The following is a 19,746-nucleotide window of genomic DNA, read 5'->3' as shown; positions in this document are numbered from 1 at the left end:
TTTGAGGAGGCAGAAGTGATGACGGCGGTGCGGGGTACGTGTGGGGCCGTACGGAGGGGAGTCGCGAGCGGCAGGGGCTCATCCCGGCCGAACGGCCCCGATGACAAGGGCGGTTGCGGCGTCCGCGCAGCCCCAGGCGAGGGTGACGCCGGCGCCCCCGTGGCCGTAGTTGTGCACCAGCCGGCGTATCGGGCCGGGCGGGCGCGGGTCGGTCTCCAGGCGAACTCCGCTGTCGCGAAAGGGGCGTAGGCCCACCTGGTGGGCCAGGACCGGGGCGCCTGCCAGTTCTGGCAGCAGGTCGGTGCAGCGGCGCAGGATCGCGGCGGCGGTGGCGGGGGACGGCGTGGTGTCCCACTCGCCGAGCTCGAAGGTGCCGCCGAGGACGACGTCCGTGCTGCGGGGGTGGACGTAGGTGTTGCCGTCGGCGTTGTCCTCGTCACGGACGGATGTGTGCAGCCCGGGGTTGGCGACGAGGACCAACTGTCCTCGCGCCGGCCGTACTTCGGTGTCGCCGCAGAGGATGCGGGTGGCAAGGCCGGAGGCGTTCACCACCATGGGAGCCCAGGTGCATGCCTGTTCCAGGGCGTCGATACGGCGATGGATCAGCGTGCCGCCCGCCGTGGCGAAGGTCTGCTGGAGCCAGGGCAGGTAGTGGGACATCTCCACGGCCGGGACGATGAACGCCCAGCCGCCGGTGAACGGGGCCCGTACCTCGTCCCCGCGCAGGGGGCGGAGGTCGGGAAGGGCGGAGGCCCACCAGGGGATGTCGTGGATCGGGCGGCGCAGCAGCATCCGGGTGGGTCGCATGACCACGCCGGGCACCCCGTCCGCCGCCTGGCGGGCGAACTCGTCGTGGGTGCGGGTGGCCCAGTCCAGTACGCGCGGTTCGAACCGGGTGCGGGTCGGGTACCACACGGCCGCGGCGACGGAGGACGTCGTCTCGGTGGGCGGCTCGGCCGTGACCACGGCGACGCGGGAACCGGCCTGCTGCAGGCGCAGTGCGGTGGTGAGCCCGATGACCCCGGCGCCGATGACAACCACGTCGAACCTGTCGCCCATCTCTCCCCCTCGATCGCCGAACCCTGTGTTGCCACTGTCGGAGGGGAGCTGACGGCCTGTCCAAGACCAGTCACCTTCAATGCAATAAGCCGCGCTTATAGTTGGCGGATGGACTTGCGGCGGCTGCGCTACTTCCTCGTGCTGGCCGAGGAGTTGAATTTCACGCGGGCCGCGCACCGGCTGCACATCGCCCAGCCCGCCCTGAGCCAGCAGATCAAGGCACTAGAACGGGACATCGGCGCTCCACTGCTCGAACGGGGCAGCCGGGGCTGCCGGTTGACCGTCGTCGGCGAGGTCGTGGCCCGTGAGGCCGGCGAACTGCTGGCCCACGCGGACGCGTCGCAGGAACGGATCCGGGCGGCCGTCGGCGGACGGCAGGGACAGCTGCGTCTGGCCCTGACCCGCTCCGCCCGGGGCGGGCCCGTCGACGCACTCCTCGGCGCGTTCCGTACCCTCCATCCGGACGTGGATCTCGTCGTGCGGACGGGGTGGACCGCGCACAACATCACCGAGCTGCTGGCCGGCAGGCTGGATGCCGCTTTCGTACGGCCACCGCTGGACGGCGAGGGCCTGGAGTGCCGGCACATCGCCCGCGAGGAACTCCTCGTGGCCGTCCCCGCCGATCATCCCCTCGCCCGCGAACGAAGAGTCACCCGCGGACGCATCGCCACCGAACCCGTGATCCTCTGGCCACGCGAGAACGCCCCCGGAATGCACGACCTGATCACCCGGCAACTGTGGCCCGACGGGGGGCCGCGCATCGTGCGGGAAGAACCCGACGACGAGCAGCTCCTCCTCAGCGTCGCCTCGGGCACCGGCATCGCCCCGGTGCCCGAGGGGCGTGCCCGCGCGCTGCGCATACCAGGGGTCCGGCTCAGGCATGTGACCGCGCCCATGCCCACCGTGGACCTCGCCCTGGCCCACCGGCCGCCGGGAGGCGCCACACCGGCACTGCGGAGGCTCCTCAGCCTTGTCGACACTCTGCCCCCGCCGTCGGCCGACTGACGCCGGTTACAGTCCGATCGGCAGGTTCATGACCCGGCGTGGACAAACGTCTCTCCCGGGAGCGACCCTACGAACAATCGCACTTGCTCGACGGGATCCACGGGAACCGCCCCGTGACAGACGATCACCTGCTGGCGATCTGTGCTGCGACCAGCACAAGAATCCCACCCACCACTCACACCAGCCCCATGACCAGCGTATTCAGGTTGGAATTGGCCCATTGCGCTGCCGTCCCGAGGAGTTCCACGACCTGCCCCGCGACGACAGCGGCCTCGGCAGAATCCATGAACGCGACGTCGGACCACACAAGGCACCGGGAGGCAAGGCGCCCCAGGAGAGACGCGGCCCTCTGGGTGTCGATACCGTCCAGTGCCTCCTCGACCTGCTGAACGGGTGCTGGTCCCGTCGAATCGGAGGCGTTCTGTCGCCAGTCCTTCCGGTACAGCTGCCTGAACAGGGTGTGCACTTCAGCGGCCACGACTCCGCTCGCGCCGTCGCTCGTCGGCCGCAGCGGCCCGGAGCGGACGTACACACGCCCCTGGTACGAGAGGCGTTTCATCAGCACGGACAACTCGTCGCCATGCCGGGTCATGTCAACGCTCCTTCTGCGCGAGCAGTGTCGCGATCCGTCTCTGCCTGGGCGGCGCCTGAACGACGTCAGAGCCAGGGTCAGGCGTCAGGGTCGACCTCGGGGTGAGTGAACCGCACGGGCTTGCCCAGCGACCGGGCGTAGGCGATTTCGGCTCGGGTGCTGTCTCCGATGTAGTCGCCGACTACGAGCACCTCATCAGCGAGCCGGATCTTCGCCCGGTGCAGATCGTCGAGTCGAACCTTGAGCACCTCGGCCCCGACAGGATCGGACGAGAGTTCGTGCGGCGACTTCATGTCACAGCCCGGTTTGACGACAATCTTTCCGGCTGTGGTCTCCCGCAGATCGGCCTCGTTCATCTCGACCATGAAGCGGGTGGAGCCGCAGATCACGACGATGCGTGGGAGGCTCAACAGCTTCTTGGCGTCGGCGAGCTTCGCGTCGGGGGTGAGTAGTTGTGAGTACGACACTGGTCCCTCCTGGTGGTGTGGTCCAAGGGGTGCCTGCGAGGTCGAGGGAGTTCACCTGTGTGAACGGCAATGGTGCAGTACCGCGAATATGGGCTGGCGCCTGTTTTGGGCCGGATGCCGTGTCGCGCAGGGCTGCGGCAGTCACCGTGGCCAGCCCGCCGGCGCCGATGGCGGCAGCGATGGTGGTGTACAGGACCCCCCGTCGACTGCGCAGCACAGCGGGGGCGGTTCCCGTCAGCCTCAGCAGATTCCAAACAGATCCCCCCGGACGGTCAGGAACAGGCGTCAGCTGTAGAGAAATGTCTGTCCGCTGCCCGTCCTTCTGAGCCCCATGGACTCAAGCGACTTGTCTCGGTCTTGCCGCTGGTCGAAATCCTGAATTGCCTTCAAACCGGCTTGAGGCGCTACACGCGCCACGTCGGCGAGGAGCGTCTGGAGGGTGGTTCCGACGAGGGTCGCACCATCGTTGAGGGCAGCCAGCACGAACAAGTTGTCGTACGGTTGGTCGAGCCGCCCCTCCGCCAGACTTACAGCGACAAGACCGCGCTTGAGGGGCTCCACGGATATGGTCCGGACTGCCGTGGACGCCATCCGCTGCCCATACGCGCTGAGTATTGCAGCGGCTCTCCTGTCGACGCCTTCGGCCATTTTCTGCCTGGCTGTCACGGGTCCACGCATATACGCGGCGATGATCGCCTCGACTTCTGTGTCCAGTTCATGCGGAAGCCGGATCCTGAGGTAGCCGTTGAAGCGTTTGTCGCGAAGGCGTGACAGCGAGGCGTCCTGTCCCTGCCCGCTGTTGGCGTCTTGCCTACGGGACAAGACAGTCCCCCTTCCATCGGTCCTCGGCTTGCAGCAGTGGCTGAATCTCGCGGGCGAAAACTGAAGGCTCCTGGCGTTCTGTGTGCCAGTACGTTCCCTTTGTGGGTGAGGCGACGTACACGGTGCCACGCTGGTTGATGATGGTCTGAATCCACGCATCAGTCTTGGCGAGATTCCAGGGCTCGGCAACGAGCTTGGCATAACCGGGCCATTGAGGTTTTCTCAGTGATGATCACTTTTGGATTCCCTTGAGAACGCGGCGACGCGGGTGAGGTCGCCGATGCGGTTGGGGCTGAGCGTGACGTGCGGCGGGTGCGTCATCGCTGCTTGAGTTCGGCGGCAGTCGCTCGCCGAGCGCGCACGTGCCGCCCATCGGGCGCGGAAGATCAACTGTGCGTTGGCGGAGGTGTCCCCGTACGCGCATCCGGAGTTGGATTTCGAGAGCCGATCGACCTGGTCATGGCCACTTGTTGGTTGGCGGGTCCGACAGCGTAGTGGGCCAGTCCGCCTCCGTGTATCGTCCGGACTCATGGGTGACCTGGCAGGGCGCTGGCGGGAGTTGAACAAGGCGTACTGGGACGAGCGGGTGCCCATCCATCTGGGCGCGGACCTCTACGACATGGAGGGGTTCCGGGCCCGGCCCGATTCGCTGAAGGACTTCGAGACAGCCGAGGTGGGGGATGTCAGGGGCAAGCGCCTGATCCATCTGCAGTGCCACTTCGGCCGGGACACGCTGTCGTGGGCGGCACGAGGAGCCCAGGTCACCGGGCTGGACTTCTCTCCACCCGCGATCGAAGCGGCTTCACAACTCGCAACCGAACTCGGCATCGACGCACGCTTCCTGACCGCGGACGCCTACGATGCGGTCTCGGCAGTCGAGGGGGAGACCTTCGACATCGTCTACGTCAGCTTCGGGGCGCTGAACTGGCTTCCCGACATCAGCCGCTGGGCGTCGGTGGTCGCCGAACTGCTCGCCCCAGGTGGACACCTGTACCTCGCAGAGTTCCATCCCTTCAGCTACCTCCTCGATGACGAGACCGGAAGCACGGTCACACACGACTACTTCGATGAAGGTCCGGAAGCCTCGGGAGGCCCCGGTACGTACGCCGACGAGGCGGCAACGACCGAGGCCAACGAGACCGTCGAGTGGCGGCACAGTCTGTCGTCCGTTGTCTCGGCGATCGCCGGAGCTGGGCTACGGATCCAGTTTCTTCACGAGCATGACCACACCTTCTACCTCCAACGCCAGTCGCTTGAGCGCCACGACGGTGACATCTACCGGCATCCGGAGGGAGCTCCGCGCACTCCCCTCACCTACTCGATCGGCGCCGAGAAGGCTTGAGCCACTCGATCCAGCGCGGATCGGGTATGCGGGCCCCGGGCTCGAACGGACGAAAAGCCCCTGGTAGGACAGGTCTCACCACAAGATCATGTCCGTAACCACCAGAGGCTTCACGTTGGTCACCTATGTCGCCACGCTCGACGTCCCGCGCCATGTCGTGGAGTACCTGCCCCGTCTGCTGGCCGCGCACCGGCGGTGAATTGGCACTCCGCGCGGCAGCCGCGCGCTCGGCCATTCCGTCAAGCCGTGCTGGTGCTGCGCTGGTTCCGCGAGCGCGGATGCGTCCACTGCCTGGCCTGCGACGCCGGCGTCTCCCAGGCCACCGGCTACCGCTACCTGCACGAAGGCATCGATGTCCTCGCCGCCCAGGCCTCCGACCTCCACCAGGTCCTGGACCGCTGCCGACGCGAGGGCATGACCCACGTGATCCGCGACGGCACGCTGATCGAGTGCGACCGCGTCGCGGGAGTCCGCGACAACGGCAACGACCTGTGGTTCAGCCTGAAACACAAGGCCTTCGGCGGCAACGTGCAGTTCTTGTCCGCCCCGGACGGCACCCCGCTGTGGGTCTACGACGCCGAGCCCGAGCCCGGCTCCACCCCCGACATCACCGCCGCACGCATCCACGCATTGCCCGCGCTGTGCAAGGCCGCCGCCGATGGCCTGCCCACCCTCGCCGACAAGGGCTACATCGGCGCGGGGATCGGCATCGTTGTCCCGGTCCGGCGCCCGAAGGGCCGCTCCGAACAGACCCTGCACGCGGACACGCGCGCCACCAACAGCCTGATTAGAGGCGTCCGCGCCCTCGGGGAACGCGCCGCAGCCGAACTCAAGCAGCGGTGGCGAACCCTGCAACACGTCACGCTCAGCCCCAGGTGGATCGGCGACATCGCCCGAGCCGCCATCGTTCTCAACGGCGTCTGGAAATGAAAACCGCTGAGAAAACGTCATTGACCTCCCACGGCGGTGTCCGGAAGCCGCCCGATTACCGGTATGCCCTGGCTGGGGTGCCAGGCTTGGCCTGGGGCAAGTACGTCGGTGGAGGCGTTCGGCGGAGCCCATCTGTAGGCTCCGCCGCAGTTGTGAACCAGAAGAGGCTCTCGGTCGGCATCGTCATGCACGACGCTGCGGAGGCGTTTCTCCAGGAGTTCGGAGGGCTGACCGTGAGCATCGGTGGCCCGGGGATCAACCGAGCTCGGGAACCGTTCGAGCTGAACCCGGAGTTGGCTTGGGGAGACGTCTCTTCCCGCTCGGCGAGCTGGATGGCGGCCGTTTCTTTATAGGCATCGATGAGGGCAGTGAGATCTGCCTTGTCGAAACCTGGGTGGCCAGCTTCGGGCCAATGCCGCACGCCCTTGAGAATCTGATCCTCGAGGTGATGTCCCGCAGGATCGATGACGAACACAGGCAGTCGGATCAGGCCCGCTGACAACGTCACTTGGCGAGCAGGACGCGCTTGGGGAGGAGCTACAATCCTGCGCGGCCGAACATCTGGCGCTCGAGCATCTTGATCCGGTTGACATGACCTTCCACGACGCCGGAGTTCCACGGGTGGGAGAGCTCTGCGACGACGGCGTCAAGGTCGCGTTCGAGGTGGTGAGCGAACCGGCTGAGACTGGGCAAGTCGGCAGAGGCTCTGGCTGATTCGATCCACTCTGGCAGTTGGTCGCCTCGAAGGTCGGTGACCATGTGGGCGAAGGCCCGGACGTGCTTGGCGAGGACATCCAGCTCGGGGCAGTTGACCAGCACAGCCTTGAGCTGGATCCGGTCGCTCTCGACCAGCGCGTCCAAGTGGGGGCAGGATCCAGCAGGTCACGGCGCGGACCGAGGGCGGCCGGGGCCCGACCGGCTGGGGCTTGCGGCGCAGAGACCTGCTCACGCAGTTCCGGACGTTTCCGTGGCCGTCCGGGTAGGCCCAGCTCTCTGATCTCCTCCCACAGCTTCCAGGCGTTGGTGCAGCCTTTCTGCCAGCGCTGGGCTAGGTAGGGCTTGTAGGCGTCGAGCTTGGTCGCGCGGATTTGCCACTGCCCGGTGAACAACCCTCCGGCGTGGTGTCGACCCCGCCGCATGTCGGCTGGGCGATTTTCGGGCGACCTCGACCGCATCGCCCAGAGGTTCAAACGTCACGCTGCGTACACCACCACACGAAGTGGACCAGAGCCCGCTCTCGCGCACAAAGCCAGGCGTCCGCCCCCACGAGTTCTGAGACCCCGACACTTCCCCCGAACGTGTGTTTTCCGACATGGCCGAAGGGCAACCTCCCCTGGGAGCATCGGTGATCCACCGAACGGACGGGGGGAAGCGGAATGACCACTGCGCACAGACGGGTTCGGCTCGGGGTGGGGCTCGTTGCGGCCGTGCTGTCGCTTGCCGGCTGCTCGGGCGGGGGTGGCGACGATTCTGGGTCGGGCCAGTCCCCGAGCACGACCGTGACGGCGGCGGACCCGGTCGGGACCCCCTCGACCGCCTCGCCCACCCCGGTGGTCTCACCGTCGGACGTGTATCCCACGAACGCGGACGGCTGCCACCCGAACGCGAAGTGGAGCACGGCGAAGGCGGTGGACTGGGTTCACTGGGGACAGATCGGCCAGCCCGCCCTGGGCCCGGGAGAGGTCCGTTTCGGCAAGTCCACGCCCGGTTTCGACGGGCCCCTGTGTGCCAAGGTCTCCGTCCAGGTCGAGTACTGGCGGATCAACTACCGGCCGTCCTCCGCCACTTCGGCCGCCGACCCCCTTGCGAGGGAGGTGAACTACGACTTCGCCATGAAGTCCCTGAAGCGCAGCGAACTGCACATCGACGGCCGTGCGGTCCACGACGTGAAGCCGCCGAAGGGCTTCGCCTCGACCAAGGCCAGCCCCTGCGACGGCTTCCTGGAGGCGATCTACGTCGGCGCTGCGCTCAAGTCCCGCGAACTGCCGACCAAGATCGACACGGGTAACTCGATCCTCGGCGACACCGTCACCTTCCCCACCAAGCGCGTGGTCGACTACCACGTGTTCGCGCCCTCCGGGCCCCAACTCTGCGACGACAACGGCGTCCCCACGGCGTCCCCCGCTCCGTCCGGCTACCCGTCCTCCGGCTTCGGCCTGTCCACACCGTCCCTCCCCGAATTCCAACTCACCCCGAAGAGCTGAAGAGCTGACGACCGGGAAGGGGCCGCGGGAAGGGGCTACCCCAGCACGCGCGCCAGCGCGAAGCCGTCGTGCCCCTTGCTGCCCACCGTCTGGAGCGCGGTGCCGGCCAACCTCGGGTGGCTGCCGATCAGTTCGATCGCCGCGCGGCTGCCCAGCACGTCCGGCGAGGTGCTGTCCGCGTCGGCCACCCGGCCCTGCTGTACGACGATGTCCACCACGATCAGGCTGCCCGCGCGGGTGAGTCTGAGCGCCCACTCCACGTAGTGCGTGTCGTTGCCCGTGTCGGCGTCGATGAAGACCAGGTCGAACGGGGCCGGGTCCTCGTCGGCCAGCTCGGGCAGCGACTCCAGGGCCGGGCCCACCCGCATCTGGACGATCCCGTCGAGACCCGCCCGCGCGATGTTGCGGGTGGCGACCTCGGCGTGCTTGGCCCTGTACTCCACGCTCGCGACCCGTAACGCTCTAGTGCTGATGTCCCGGACGCGGTCCCAAAAGTCGGGGGTGTCGCGCCGGGTGAGCCAGCCGCGGACCTTGTGCGGTTTCAGGGCCAGGCCGGCCATGATCCGGCCGACCTGGGAGGCCGATATCGCGGGGGAGACGGTACCAGCGACCTGGGCGGCGATGGTTGTCTGGGTCCAGGTGGCGGCGGGTCCGGGCGGGATGCCGGTGGCCGCGGCGACCACCGCCACGCGCACCAAGTCGTCGTAGCGGCGCGGCCGGCCTGAGCGGGCGGCGTCCTTCGGGCCTTCCAGCCCGCGTTCGGCGAACCGTCCGCGCCACTTGCGGACCGTGTTCACGCCCACCGCCAGACGGCGCGCGATCGCCGCGTTTCCCGCCCCGCCCGCTGCGGCCAGCACGATCTGGGCCCGCAGGACCTGCCTCACCTGTGCCTTCGCCGATGAGGCGATCCGCAGCAGTGCACCGCGCGTCTCCTCGTCCAGCACCACCGGCACTGCCGCACATCGCCCAGAGCCCTCGGTCATGAGCAATGATCACGGCCGGGGACCGATCAGGGGCGGCAGGATGGGTCCGTGCCGAAGAACCCGCCCGAGTCCATGCAGCACCACTTGCGCCAGCGGCTCAACACCCACACCACCGAGCACTGGCCGCAACTCAGAGGGGTCCACGTCCGATTTCGAGCTGGATTCGCCTACGTAGACGGCGAGTTGAAGGACGGCGAGCGGCTTCCGCTGTGCCGCCTGCGCTTCACCGGCGTCCTGCACACCTGGGGCTTCGCCCTCTACGAGGCCGGCAACGACAGCTACCGGGACAGCATCCTCCCCAGCGGCCTGCCGGCCGGCTCGGCGGAAGAGGCCCTGGACTGCGCGGGCGACCTCTACCTCGAACCTCACCCGCTGGGCGGCTCCGGGCCGACCCGCGTCCCAGCGGGGCTCGTGCTCCTCGTCGGCCCACCGGCTTCCGGCAAGACCAGCTTCGTGCGGGCACTGATCGCGCACGGCCAGATCGACGAGGACGCCGTGGTCTCCAGCGACGAGATCCGCACGGAACTCCTCGGCACCTCACCCACCGACGCTGACCCCGACGCGGCGGACGCTCGAATCTTCGAGGAACGCGACCGCAGGATCGTCGCCCGGCTCGCCGCCGGACAAACCGCAGTCGCGGAGTCCACGAATGTCACCCCACAGGCGCGCACCCGACTCATCGCCATTGCCAGGCGCTTCAACGCCCCGGTGACCATGCTGCGATTCACCCCGGACCTCGGCCTTCTCCTCCAACAGCACGCAGAGCGAGGCCGTACTGACATCACTGCCGCAGACATCCGCGGCTACGCCGCGGTCATGGCCCGCCACGCCGGGGCTGACCAACTGCGCACCGAGGGCGCAAACGCCGTCCACGACGTCCCTGGACGCCTTCAAGGGGCCACGCCCGCCGAGGCCGCAGCCCACTTCTCATTCACCTGACAACCCCACGCATCCAGGCTCGCCTTCCTCCACGAACTTCTGCGGAGCAGCACAAGTGCTGCTCCGCAGAAGTTCCGCCGATGAGTTTCCGGCGGTGGTGCGGTCTACCCGTCGACGAAGGGAGCGCACCATGCGCAAGATCATTGTTTGTACGTTCCTGACGCTGGACGGCGTCATGCAGGCGCCGGGGGGTCCGGACGAGGACGCTGAGAGCGGCTTCGAGCACGGCGGCTGGCAGAAGCCGGTGAGCGACGACGAGGTCGGTGCGGCCATCGCCGGCTGGTACGAGCCCTCCGACGCGATGCTGCTCGGCCGTAAGACGTACGAGATCTTCGCGTCGTACTGGCCGACCGCCGATCCCGACAACCCGTTTACTGAGCGGATGAACAGCATGCACAAGTACGTGGCGTCGAGGACCCTGACGTCCGTCGAGTGGCAGAACTCCACCCTGCTGGAGGGCGACATCGCCAATGCCGTACGCGAGCTCAAAGCGTCCGACGGCGGCGACATAAACGTCGTCGGCAGCGGCGACCTCGCCCAGACCCTCATGCAGCACGAGCTTGTCGACGAGTACCGGCTGACCATCCATCCGGTAATCATCGGCACCGGCAAGCGGCTGTTCGCCGACGGAGCGATCCCCACCGCGCTGGAGCCGGTCAGCGTCTCGACGACGAAGAGCGGCACCATCGTCGGCGTCTACCGGCCGAACGGTAAGCCCAGCTACGACAGCTACTAGCGGTGGTCGTCTGCAACCGGGCCGAAGTGAGCTGACGGGCGGCAGCTTCCCCGTGCTACTCCGCGTGCTCGCCGCCTTGTCGACGCGCCAAGTCCTCCCAGGCGAGGGCATCGAACTGAGCGCGGAGGCGTGTGCGTAGCACGTCGCGCAGTTCGTCGGGCGCCACCACGGCGAGCGGCACAGCCAGTGAGAGCAGACGGGTGGCGAGTTCGTCCAGGTCGTTGCCGCCGAGGGTGACACGGGTGGCCTCCGGCCCGACGCTCTCGTGGACGCCCGACCCGGGCGGGACGAGCCGCTGTGCCGCCTCCAGCGGCACCGGCAGCACCACGGTCGCGTAGAGCGGGTAGTCGCTGGTCAGCATGTCGGCCACCATGCGAGCGGCATCCGGTGGATTCTCGATCAGGACCGGCTGCCCGGTGGGCCGCGCTTCGACCACGCGGTCTGCCCGGAAGGTTAGCCACCGCAGCTGGAACCCAAACCGTGGGGCAGGTCAACCCGGATCGGACTCGACCCCGTAGCCGAGGTCCCGCAGCCGGGCCGCGTCCCGCCGCACGGTGCGCTCATTTGACCTCCATGCGCTCGGCGAGCTCACGGTTCGTCCATGACGGCCGTTGGGACAGCAAGGACAGCAACCGCAACAGCCGCACCGGGGTACTCGACACACCGGGACTGTAGAGGATGACCTGGCCGCGTTTTCGGCGTCACTGGCACCCGCGGACCCAAAAGCATCGCACCGTTGCCGCACCAGCAGCGCACGCCCCTACCGACCGCCTCCACCTGACCGCGGCCCTCGACGACGTGACGTCGGGCCGCCCCGTCGCCGTGACTGGGTCAGGTCGCTGCGAACGCTACGGCCGGGCGGCACGCTGATCTCCATCCTGCCGCCGGACGACACCTTCCCCGCCAAGGAGGCCGAAGCGGCTGGAGTGCGGGCGGTGTTCATGCTCGTCGAGCCCGACCATGCGGGGCTGCGCGAGATCACCTCCCTGGTCGAGGACGGACGCCTGCGCGTGATCGCCGACGAGGTCTTCCCCCTCGAAGAAGTCGCCCGGGCTCACACACGGGGCGAGACCGGCCGCACCACCGGCAAGATCGTCCTTTCCGTCACCGCCTGACCTCTTCCGCTGCTTTTGCCTTGCGGCAGCCATGCCGCCGGCCCCCCGGCCTGCGTCAGGCAGGCGCTATCCCACGCGCACCCCGCACCAGACAGAACGGAACCACCATGAGCACCATCGCCGCTGCCCGGCCTGGAACTGTTCCGGGCCGTGGCCAACCCAGAACGGGACGCCGACCAGGTACGGGAGCAGGCTCTGCGGCGCAGCTTCCCGGCGTCGCGTTCTCACGCTCTGCCTCTGCGTGTCGCGCCCGCGCCACCGTGAATGGCGACCGGGGCCGGCTGCTCTTCTCGGCCGCGTGTGGGTGACCGGGCCGGACCCAGGACAAGGCGGTGACCATCATGACCGACCGGATCGGAAACGTCACCCGGCAGCGTTACGAACAGCTCGTCACCCAGGCCAAGGACCTGATCGCGCAGGTCGCCCATGCCCAGTTCTCCTTGGGGGACATGGCGTCGGAGATCGAGCCCATGAGGGCAGTGGACAGCGACGACGAGCAGCTCCTGCGCGGACGGATCTACGGCCATGACACCGACGAGCCGGCCCGCGTCCCGGCCGCGCCTACGCCGAACTGGTAGGCGGGGCCTGTTCGACGCGCACTTCCGGCCCCGCATCCCGGCCCCAGCCCGGCCTGCGATTGCGCGGGAAACCTCCGGATCCGACGTACGTACGGAAGCCAACCTGAGCCGACTACGGAAGGAGAACACCGACCTGCGCCGCACCCTCGCCCTGTACGAGGAGGCCATCCGCCAGCTGACCCTCGAAAACGACGCCCTGCGCAGCGGCGCCGCCGTTCTTCCACTGCCTACCCGCAGCACGCCCGCGCCCCGGACGCGTCTGGCGTGCGAAAGGACGCCGGGCGTGGCGCGCAGCCAACTACCGATGATCAAGGGAAGTCCATCAAGCCGTGCGTGCCGGCGTCCCGGCTCCCGCCCTTGTCGCGTCGGTGCCCCAACTGGCCAGCACTCGTAGTGCCTCCGCGGACGGGGAACCGGGTTCGGCGTGGTACGTCGCCAGTGTCTGTTCGTGGTCGTCGGCCAGGTGGAACGACTCGAGGCGGAGGTCGAGTTCGCCGACGAGCGGGTGGTGCAGGCGCTGGATGCCGTGGCACTTGTCCTTGACGTCGTGGGCGGCCCACAGCCGCCTGAACTCCTCGCTCTTCACGGAGAGTTCACCCACCAGCGCGGACAGCCGGGGGTCGTTGGGATGGGAGCCGGCGTCCATGCGCAGCTGAGAGACGACGTCGTTCGCTTTGTGCTCCCAGTCCACGAACAGGTCGCGGTACTCGGGCCTGAGGAACACCAGCCGCGCCCAGTTCCGCTCGCGCTCGGGCAGCTCGGCCCAGTCGCCGAAGACCGCCGCGGCCATCCGGTTCCAGGCGAGGATGTCCGAGCGCCGCCCCACGAGGATCGCCGGGCCGCCTTCCATGGTGTCCAGCAGCGTCCGCAGGGGGCCCCGCACCTGCTGGGTGCGGCCGGCCGGCTTCTTCTTCTGCTGTTTCGGCTTCGCCAGGTGTGTGAGGTGGGCGTGCTCGGCGTCGCTCAGCCTGAGCGCGCGGGCGATGGCGTCGAGGACCTCCGCCGACACGTGCCGCCCGTTGCCCTGCTCCAGGCGCGTGTAGTACCCCACCGACACCCCGGCCAGCTGCGCCAGCTCCTCGCGGCGCAGCCCCGGCACCCGCCGGTGCCGCCCGAAGTCCGGCAGGCCCACGTCCTCCGGCTTCAGCCGTGCCCGACGGGTGCGCAAGAACTCACTGAGCTCGGCACGCGGGTCCAGTGCGCCGTCGGCGGGCTCGTGCACCGGTTCGGGGTATTCGTCCATGCCTCGAGTATCCCCGGTCGGACGCACACCAGCCTGCCCCAGCCAGTGGTAGGCACAGCGGATGTACACAAAGCCGTGACCTGGGTGAATACCGGATCGTCCAGCACGCTGGAGACCGTGCCCGGCTGGAAGGCAGCCGGGGCGTGGCTTGCATCAAGAACGGAGCACACCCCATGACCACAACACAGGGGACCGAGTCGAGGACGCACCGGACCGAAACGGCCGCGGAGGTGGTCGGCCGCCTTCGTGCGACGTTCAACACCGGCGTCACCCGCGGACTGGACTGGCGCATCGACCAGCTGCGGCGGCTGCGGGCACTGCTGGTCGAGAACGAGCAGGAGCTGCTCGAAGCGCTCTGGGCGGATCTGAGGAAGAACGCCGCCGAGGCGAAGACGCAGGAGATCGACTTCACCGTCGCCGACATCGACGAGACGCTGGCGAGTCTCGAGAGCTGGCTTCAGCCTCGCCCGGTGGAGGTTCCTGCCCACTTCGGTCCCACGACAACGGCATACACCACGTACGACCCGCTCGGGGTCGTCCTGGTGATCGCTCCGTGGAATTTCCCGCTGCACCTTCTCATCGACCCCATCATCGGCGCACTGGCCGCGGGAAACACCGTGGTGGCCAAGCCGAGCGAGATCTCGGTGCACACATCGGCAGTGGCTTCCCGCCTCCTGCGAGAATACTTCGACGCCGACGTGCTCACCGTGGTCGAGGGGGGTGCCGAGGAGACGACGGCCCTCCTGGCACAGCGTTTCGACCACATCTTCTACACGGGCAATGGCACGGTGGGCCGGGTCGTCATGGCCGCGGCAGCCAAGAACCTCACCCCGGTCACGCTGGAACTCGGGGGTAAGTCGCCGGTCTTCGTGGCGCCCGACGCTGACGTGGACGAGACCGCGAAGCGGCTGGTCGGCGCCAAGTTCGGCAACGCGGGGCAGCAGTGCATAGCCCCGGACTATGTTCTGGCTGATCCTGCCACCGCCGCCGCGCTGGTTCCCGCCCTGCGCGCGGCGGTCGAAGCTCAGTTCGGCTCCACTCCGCAGACCGCAGCCGGCTTCGGCCGGATCATCAACGAGCGGCATTTCGACCGGCTCACCGCTCTGCTGGACTCCGGCCGGGCGGCGGTGGGAGGCCAGCACGACCGTGACGACCTGTTCATCGCACCAACGGTGCTCACCGATGTCGACCCCGCATCGCCGGTCATGCAGGAGGAGATCTTCGGTCCGATCCTCGCTGTCGTCGAAGTCGAAGACCTCGATGCCGCCATCGCCTTCATCAATGAACGCGACAAGCCCCTCGCGCTCTACGCCTTCACCACGTCCGAGGCCGCCAAGTCGCGCCTCGTGAATGAGACGTCCTCCGGCGGCGTCGCCTGGGGCCAGCCGGTGATGCAACTGCTCATGCCCGGCCTGCCTTTCGGTGGCGTCGGAGAAAGCGGCATGGGCCGGTACCACGGCCGGTATTCCCTCGAGACGTTCAGCCACCTCAAGGGTGTCGCGGACGTACCGCTCAGCTAACCTCGCGCTTTCGTGAAGCAGGCTGTCCGATGGGCGATCGGCCGGCGGAAGTGCCTCGGGGCGATGGGAGTGAGGATCGCTGAGATCGCCGTTCCCGCCACCGCCGGAAGCGCGTTCCAGGTGCAGCCGTGTATCGGCCCTCTTCGCGGGGGCGCGTCAAGGGAGCCGGTCGCGGCGCGGCCTGCAGACACCGATCCGCACCGACTCCGGCGGCGGCACCCAAGACTTGGTCACCTGGCTGACTGCTGATCGTGCGCAAGGAGCGAACGCCCGTACTTCGGCGGGCAGTTGCACTTGACCGGCGTGGACGCCGACGCCGACGGGATGCGGCTCTGACCGCGTTCGCCCCCGCGTTCGCCGCCAACATCACCTACACCCCGATCGCAGTCCTGCAACCGCGTCACCGTCAGCGGGCCCGCGCCTGCCCGAGGACCGTATCGGCGCCTCCGCCGGGACAGCGTGGCCCCCCCTGCGTCGCAGACCTTCATTCCGTTTTCCTCCGTATTGCAGAAAGAAAGAAAGAAACCCATGAATGTCAACATTTCAGAAGTTTCGCCAGTTCCATCGCTTTTCTCCCCCATCTCCCTCGGGAAGATCGAGCTCGCCAATCGCATCGTCATGGCACCGATAACCCGGGTCCGGGCCGGTTCCTCCGGCATCCCCGGGGGCCTGATGGTCGAGTACTACCGGCAGCGGGCGAGCGTCGGAATGATCATCACCGAGGGCACCTACCCCGACCACGCGTCGCAGGGGTATGTCGGTGAGCCGGGCATCGCCACCGACGAGCAGGCGGCCGGCTGGCAGCGCGTGTTCGAGGCGGTGCACGCCGAGGGCGGCCGCATCGTCCTGCAGATCATGCACGCCGGCCGCGGCACCCACCCCGACATCAACGGCGGACGCCGCATCCTCGCCCCCAGCGCGATCGCCATCGACAACAAGACGTTCACCGAGAAGGGCGAGCAGCCCTACCCCGTACCGGAAGCGATGACCACCGCAGAGATCCGGGCAGCCCTCGAGGACTTCGTCGCCGCGGCCCGCCGGGCCATCGAGGCGGGAGCGGACGGCGTGGAAATCCACGGCGCCAACGGCTACCTGCTCCAGGAGTTCCTCTCCCCGGCGGCCAACCAGCGCACCGATGGATACGGCGGCTCGCCGCAGAACCGCGCCCGCTTCGTCGTCGAGGTCGTCACGGCGGTCGCCCAGGCCGTCGGTGCCGAGCGGGTCGGGCTGCGGATCTCGCCGGAGGTCGACCTCGGGGACGTCTTCGAGACCGACCGGGACGACGTCCTGGCCACCTACGGCACCCTGGTGGACCAGCTGCGCCCGCTGGGCCTGGCCTACCTCTCCGTACTGCACGCCGAGCCGGGCGGCGACCTGGTACAGGAGCTGCGGCGCCGCTTCGGCGGCAAGCTGATCGTCAACAGCGGTCCCTTCGGGGGGCAGACCACCCGCGAGGAGGCGCTCCAGCAGCTCGAGGCCGACCACGCCGACGCCGTGGTCGTGGGCCGGGCCCTCATCGCCAACCCTGACCTGGTCGAGCGCTGGCGGGGTGGCCACCCGGAGAACGAGCCGCGGCCGGAACTGTTCTACGGGCCGGGCGCGGAAGGCTACACCGACTACCCCTTCCTCGAAGCGGCTTGACGCCCACGGTCACGCCTGTCCATGCGGCAGCCCCACTCACACATGGTCATGTGATCGGCCACGAACTGGGCCTCATGCAGCCGTGGCCGTCTGCGTCTTGGCCTGGCGCAGCCCGCGCAGGGCGCCGGACCAGGCGATCACCTGGTCGAGCATGCCGTCCACGGCGGTGTCGACGCCCTGCTGGGGGACGAAGCTGCCGGTGTGGAACGAGGGGCGGATCGAGATGGTGGGCTGGGCGCGGACCGTGGCCACCTGGAGTTCGGCGAGGACGAGCCGCAGCGCCTCCGCGGCCCGGGCCCCGGCGACCCAACCGCCGTAGCTGATGATCCCGGCGGCCTTGTCGTTCCACTCCCGGTAGATGTAGTCCAGGGCGTTCTTCAAGGCCCCGGGGTAGGAGTGGTTGTACTCGGGGACGAGGAATACGTAGCCGTCGAAGCTGTCGATGAGTGCGCCCCACGTGCGGGTGTGGTCGTGCTGGTACTGCTGGAAGTTCGGGTTGCCGGGCTCGTCGAGGTTGCCGAGGTTGTGGTCGGCGAGGTCGATGAGTTCGTAGTCGGCGCCGCCGTGGGCACGGGCGGCCTCCAGCGCCCAGGCGGCGATCTGGTCGCCGCGGCGTCCGGGGCGGGTGCTTCCGAGGATGAGTGCTATGCGGAGCGGCATGGTCTTCCTCCGGTCTAGAGTTGACGCATCAACTCTAGACCGGAGGGAGTTGAGGTGACAACTCTGCTGGTCGCGGTATCCTCGGCGCTATGATAGAGACGCGATCGCTGGAACCCGAGGAGTGGGAGTTCTGGGATACCTGGATGCGCGCGCAGCGTTTGCTCACCAGGAAGCTGGAGCGGGGACTGCAGCGTGACTGCGCCATCTCGAAGGCCGAGTTCAGCGTGCTGGTGACACTGTGGCAGGCCGCCAGCCGCGAGATGCGTGTCGGCGAGCTCTCCGAGTCACTCGACTGGGACAAGAGCCGCGTCTCACATCAGCTGACTCGCATGGAAAAACGCGGCTTCGTCAAACGCACTCAGTACGGGGCCGATGGCCGCCGCGCGGGGATCGGGTTGACCGTCGAGGGCCGCCGCGCCGCCCAGAGTGCCATCCTCGTGCACGGCGACAACATCCGCCGCCACTTCCTCGACTCGCTGACGCCCGAGCAGACATCAGTCATCCGGGCATGGAGCAAGGAAGCAGTCGATCGCCTCGAGCCGCACCGCAGCGAGGCTTCCAGCGACGGCGCGTCCTAGACCACGTCCCACACCGCCCTCGTAGACGCCGCCGATACGGCCCTGGGCAATGCCCGACAGGTCCTAGCGGGCCGGGCCGGCGCCCGTCTTGCCCAGCCACACGACACTGCTGCGGCGCGTGATGGACCTACCCGACCCCATCGCCCCGAGCCGCGTGCCGTCGGCGTGGATGACTTCGCCCTACTGCGCGGTCACGTCTACGGAGCCGTCGTGATCGCCGCCGAGACCCATGAGGTCCTCGACCTGTTGCCCGAACGCGACGCCGCCACTCTCGGCCCGTGGCTCAAGGCCCATCCCGGCATTGAAGTCATCTGCCGCGACCGTGCCGGCGCCTACGCCGCCGCGCCTCAGGCCCTCTAGGTCGCCGACCGCTTCCACCTCTGGCACAACCTCACCACCGCGGTCGAAAAGACCGTCGCCGCTCACCGCTCCTGCCTGCACGACTTGTCACCAGCCGGCCCGCAACCCGAACCCGCGCGGGAGACGCCCGCCGAGCGGGACACGGGCCAGGACGACGAAACAGAGGATCCGACCGGCAAGTTCGCCGAGCGGGCCCGCGCCTACCACGCCCTCGTCCACGAGCTCCTCGCCCACGGCATGGGCAACCGCCACATCGCCCGTCACCTGGGCTGGGGACGTCACACCGCCCAGCGATACGCCCGCGCCGCTCGCTGGTAGGGCATGGTCAAAGGCCACAAACGCCAACCCCCCAGCAAACTCGACCCGTTCAAGCCCTACCTGGCACAACGCTGGTCCGAGACCGATGGGAAGGTACCCATCCTCGTCCTCTACCGCGAGATCACCGGCCGCGGCTTCCGCGGCCACTACTCCACCGTCCGCGACTGGGCCCGGCGCGACCTTCCGCGGCAGGACGGCTTCACGCCCGCTCCGCCACCGCCCTGGGTACGGCAGGTGACCGGCTGGCTCACCCGGCACCCGGCCACCCTCACCGAGGAGGAGAAACTGCACCGCAAGGCCGAACCCGACCGCTGCCCCGAGCTGGAGACCGCCGCACACCTGGTCGGCTCGTTCGTCGAGATGCTCACCACACTCAGCGGCACCCGCCTGCCCGAATGGATCACCGATGCCACGAACGCCAAGCTGGCCGGCATCAGTAGCTTCGTCAGCGGCCTACACAGCGACTTCGACGCGGTGACCGCCGGGCTGACCACCGACTGGAACTCCGGCCCGGTCGAAGGAACAGTCAACCGGATCAAGATGCTCGAACGCCAGATGTTCGGGCGCGCTGGCCACCTCGGGCGCTCCGGGTGCACGGGTTGATCACAATCTCCACAGTTCCTAGTTCATTACGCACTTATTGCACGAAAGATC

At 68.3% G+C, this 19,746-nt stretch carries 24 protein-coding genes and 1 pseudogene; 16 read left to right on the top strand and 9 right to left on the bottom strand.

Annotated features, from left to right (window positions below; genetic code table 11):
- Window positions 1-78: 78 nt before the first annotated feature.
- Window positions 79-1,059, bottom strand: a complete 981-nt coding sequence (locus IH68_RS0137435) for an FAD-dependent oxidoreductase (protein ID WP_030944535.1) — start codon at window positions 1,057-1,059, stop codon at window positions 79-81.
- Between the two features lie 108 nt (window positions 1,060-1,167).
- On the opposite strand from IH68_RS0137435, the gene IH68_RS0137430 reads away from it, so the two are divergent.
- Window positions 1,168-2,064, top strand: coding sequence for a LysR family transcriptional regulator (locus IH68_RS0137430; protein ID WP_030944532.1), 897 nt, complete (start codon window positions 1,168-1,170; stop codon window positions 2,062-2,064).
- A 175-nt stretch (window positions 2,065-2,239) separates the two neighbouring features.
- Here IH68_RS0137430 and IH68_RS0137425 read toward each other — a convergent pair whose 3' ends face one another.
- From IH68_RS0137425 to IH68_RS0137415, 3 genes are all read right to left on the bottom strand, one after another.
- Window positions 2,240-2,656, bottom strand: a complete 417-nt coding sequence (locus tag IH68_RS0137425; protein ID WP_030944530.1) for a hypothetical protein — start codon at window positions 2,654-2,656, stop codon at window positions 2,240-2,242.
- Between the two features lie 77 nt (window positions 2,657-2,733).
- On the bottom strand, window positions 2,734-3,123 hold the full coding sequence (locus tag IH68_RS0137420; RefSeq protein ID WP_030944527.1) for a hypothetical protein: 390 nt from the start codon (window positions 3,121-3,123) through the stop codon (window positions 2,734-2,736).
- A gap of 285 nt (window positions 3,124-3,408) precedes the next feature.
- Window positions 3,409-3,945, bottom strand: a complete 537-nt coding sequence (locus IH68_RS0137415; RefSeq protein ID WP_234341729.1) for a hypothetical protein — start codon at window positions 3,943-3,945, stop codon at window positions 3,409-3,411.
- 529 nt (window positions 3,946-4,474) lie between these two features.
- Here IH68_RS0137415 and IH68_RS0137410 point away from each other — a divergent pair.
- The 4 genes and pseudogenes from IH68_RS0137410 (at window position 4,475) to IH68_RS0137400 (ending at window position 6,716) form a co-directional block, all read left to right on the top strand.
- On the top strand, window positions 4,475-5,287 hold the full coding sequence (locus IH68_RS0137410) for a class I SAM-dependent methyltransferase (RefSeq protein ID WP_030944522.1): 813 nt from the start codon (window positions 4,475-4,477) through the stop codon (window positions 5,285-5,287).
- A 115-nt stretch (window positions 5,288-5,402) separates the two neighbouring features.
- A pseudogene (locus tag IH68_RS50570) lies at window positions 5,403-6,217 on the top strand (transposase family protein).
- Window positions 6,214-6,570, top strand: coding sequence for an SUKH-3 domain-containing protein (locus IH68_RS59950; RefSeq protein WP_420719026.1), 357 nt, complete (start codon window positions 6,214-6,216; stop codon window positions 6,568-6,570). The pseudogene IH68_RS50570 and the gene IH68_RS59950 overlap by 4 nt, the downstream one beginning before the upstream one ends.
- A complete protein-coding gene (locus IH68_RS0137400) occupies window positions 6,516-6,716 on the top strand; it encodes a hypothetical protein (protein ID WP_030944518.1) in 201 nt (66 codons plus the stop codon). Before IH68_RS59950 ends, IH68_RS0137400 begins: the two co-directional genes overlap by 55 nt.
- A 38-nt stretch (window positions 6,717-6,754) precedes the next feature.
- On the opposite strand, the gene IH68_RS57365 is transcribed toward IH68_RS0137400, so the two are convergent.
- Complete coding sequence (locus tag IH68_RS57365) at window positions 6,755-6,976, bottom strand: transposase (RefSeq protein ID WP_420719028.1); 222 nt, start codon at window positions 6,974-6,976, stop codon at window positions 6,755-6,757.
- Window positions 6,977-7,593: 617 nt separating this feature from the next.
- Between IH68_RS57365 and IH68_RS0137390 the strand changes: the two genes are divergently transcribed.
- Window positions 7,594-8,421, top strand: a complete 828-nt coding sequence (locus tag IH68_RS0137390) for a hypothetical protein (protein WP_159403787.1) — start codon at window positions 7,594-7,596, stop codon at window positions 8,419-8,421.
- Between the two features lie 35 nt (window positions 8,422-8,456).
- Here IH68_RS0137390 and IH68_RS59945 read toward each other — a convergent pair whose 3' ends face one another.
- The gene (locus tag IH68_RS59945; RefSeq protein ID WP_078912780.1) at window positions 8,457-9,404 is read right to left on the bottom strand and encodes a helix-turn-helix domain-containing protein; all 948 of its coding nucleotides are present in this window, start codon (window positions 9,402-9,404) and stop codon (window positions 8,457-8,459) included.
- A 48-nt stretch (window positions 9,405-9,452) separates the two neighbouring features.
- On the opposite strand from IH68_RS59945, the gene IH68_RS0137380 reads away from it, so the two are divergent.
- Both IH68_RS0137380 and IH68_RS0137375 read left to right on the top strand, forming a co-directional pair.
- Window positions 9,453-10,343 (top strand): ATP-binding protein, encoded by an 891-nt coding sequence (locus tag IH68_RS0137380; RefSeq protein ID WP_030944508.1) that lies wholly within the window; start codon window positions 9,453-9,455, stop codon window positions 10,341-10,343.
- Window positions 10,344-10,473: 130 nt separating this feature from the next.
- On the top strand, window positions 10,474-11,079 hold the full coding sequence (locus IH68_RS0137375) for a dihydrofolate reductase family protein (protein ID WP_030944505.1): 606 nt from the start codon (window positions 10,474-10,476) through the stop codon (window positions 11,077-11,079).
- Window positions 11,080-11,134: 55 nt separating this feature from the next.
- Here the strand turns inward: IH68_RS0137375 and IH68_RS58550 are convergent, their stop codons facing one another.
- The gene (locus tag IH68_RS58550) at window positions 11,135-11,545 is read right to left on the bottom strand and encodes a WYL domain-containing protein (protein WP_420719027.1); all 411 of its coding nucleotides are present in this window, start codon (window positions 11,543-11,545) and stop codon (window positions 11,135-11,137) included.
- Between the two features lie 217 nt (window positions 11,546-11,762).
- Between IH68_RS58550 and IH68_RS0137360 the strand changes: the two genes are divergently transcribed.
- Both IH68_RS0137360 and IH68_RS57360 read left to right on the top strand, forming a co-directional pair.
- The gene (locus IH68_RS0137360; RefSeq protein ID WP_234341735.1) at window positions 11,763-12,194 is read left to right on the top strand and encodes a zinc-binding dehydrogenase; all 432 of its coding nucleotides are present in this window, start codon (window positions 11,763-11,765) and stop codon (window positions 12,192-12,194) included.
- Window positions 12,195-12,526: 332 nt separating this feature from the next.
- Window positions 12,527-12,772, top strand: coding sequence for a hypothetical protein (locus IH68_RS57360; protein WP_030944494.1), 246 nt, complete (start codon window positions 12,527-12,529; stop codon window positions 12,770-12,772).
- 322 nt (window positions 12,773-13,094) lie between these two features.
- Here IH68_RS57360 and IH68_RS0137350 read toward each other — a convergent pair whose 3' ends face one another.
- Window positions 13,095-14,015, bottom strand: a complete 921-nt coding sequence (locus IH68_RS0137350) for a helix-turn-helix domain-containing protein (RefSeq protein WP_030944491.1) — start codon at window positions 14,013-14,015, stop codon at window positions 13,095-13,097.
- 173 nt (window positions 14,016-14,188) lie between these two features.
- Between IH68_RS0137350 and IH68_RS0137345 the strand changes: the two genes are divergently transcribed.
- The gene (locus IH68_RS0137345; protein WP_030944489.1) at window positions 14,189-15,535 is read left to right on the top strand and encodes an aldehyde dehydrogenase family protein; all 1,347 of its coding nucleotides are present in this window, start codon (window positions 14,189-14,191) and stop codon (window positions 15,533-15,535) included.
- A gap of 528 nt (window positions 15,536-16,063) precedes the next feature.
- Window positions 16,064-17,176: an alkene reductase gene (locus IH68_RS0137340; protein WP_030944487.1), complete on the top strand. Its 1,113-nt coding sequence runs from the start codon at window positions 16,064-16,066 to the stop codon at window positions 17,174-17,176.
- Between the two features lie 72 nt (window positions 17,177-17,248).
- On the opposite strand, the gene IH68_RS0137335 is transcribed toward IH68_RS0137340, so the two are convergent.
- Entirely contained in the window at window positions 17,249-17,836 is a 588-nt protein-coding gene (locus IH68_RS0137335) for an NADPH-dependent FMN reductase (protein ID WP_030944485.1), read from the bottom strand.
- Window positions 17,837-17,925: 89 nt separating this feature from the next.
- Between IH68_RS0137335 and IH68_RS0137330 the strand changes: the two genes are divergently transcribed.
- From IH68_RS0137330 to IH68_RS52005, 4 genes are all read left to right on the top strand, one after another.
- Window positions 17,926-18,414, top strand: a complete 489-nt coding sequence (locus IH68_RS0137330) for a MarR family winged helix-turn-helix transcriptional regulator (RefSeq protein WP_030944483.1) — start codon at window positions 17,926-17,928, stop codon at window positions 18,412-18,414.
- Between the two features lie 165 nt (window positions 18,415-18,579).
- Window positions 18,580-18,774 carry a transposase gene (locus IH68_RS56655; RefSeq protein ID WP_051833924.1) on the top strand — a complete coding sequence of 65 codons (195 nt, stop codon included), beginning with the start codon at window positions 18,580-18,582 and terminating at the stop codon, window positions 18,772-18,774.
- An 84-nt stretch (window positions 18,775-18,858) separates the two neighbouring features.
- Window positions 18,859-19,092, top strand: a complete 234-nt coding sequence (locus IH68_RS52010) for a hypothetical protein (RefSeq protein ID WP_051833923.1) — start codon at window positions 18,859-18,861, stop codon at window positions 19,090-19,092.
- 3 nt (window positions 19,093-19,095) lie between these two features.
- Window positions 19,096-19,695 carry a transposase gene (locus IH68_RS52005; RefSeq protein WP_051833922.1) on the top strand — a complete coding sequence of 200 codons (600 nt, stop codon included), beginning with the start codon at window positions 19,096-19,098 and terminating at the stop codon, window positions 19,693-19,695.
- Window positions 19,696-19,746: the final 51 nt, after the last annotated feature.

The organism is Streptomyces sp. NRRL S-646 (assembly GCF_000720765.1).
GTDB lineage: Bacteria > Actinomycetota > Actinomycetes > Streptomycetales > Streptomycetaceae > Streptomyces.
Note: the sequence above shows the minus strand (reverse complement) of the source record. Positions and strands in the feature narration are given on the sequence as shown.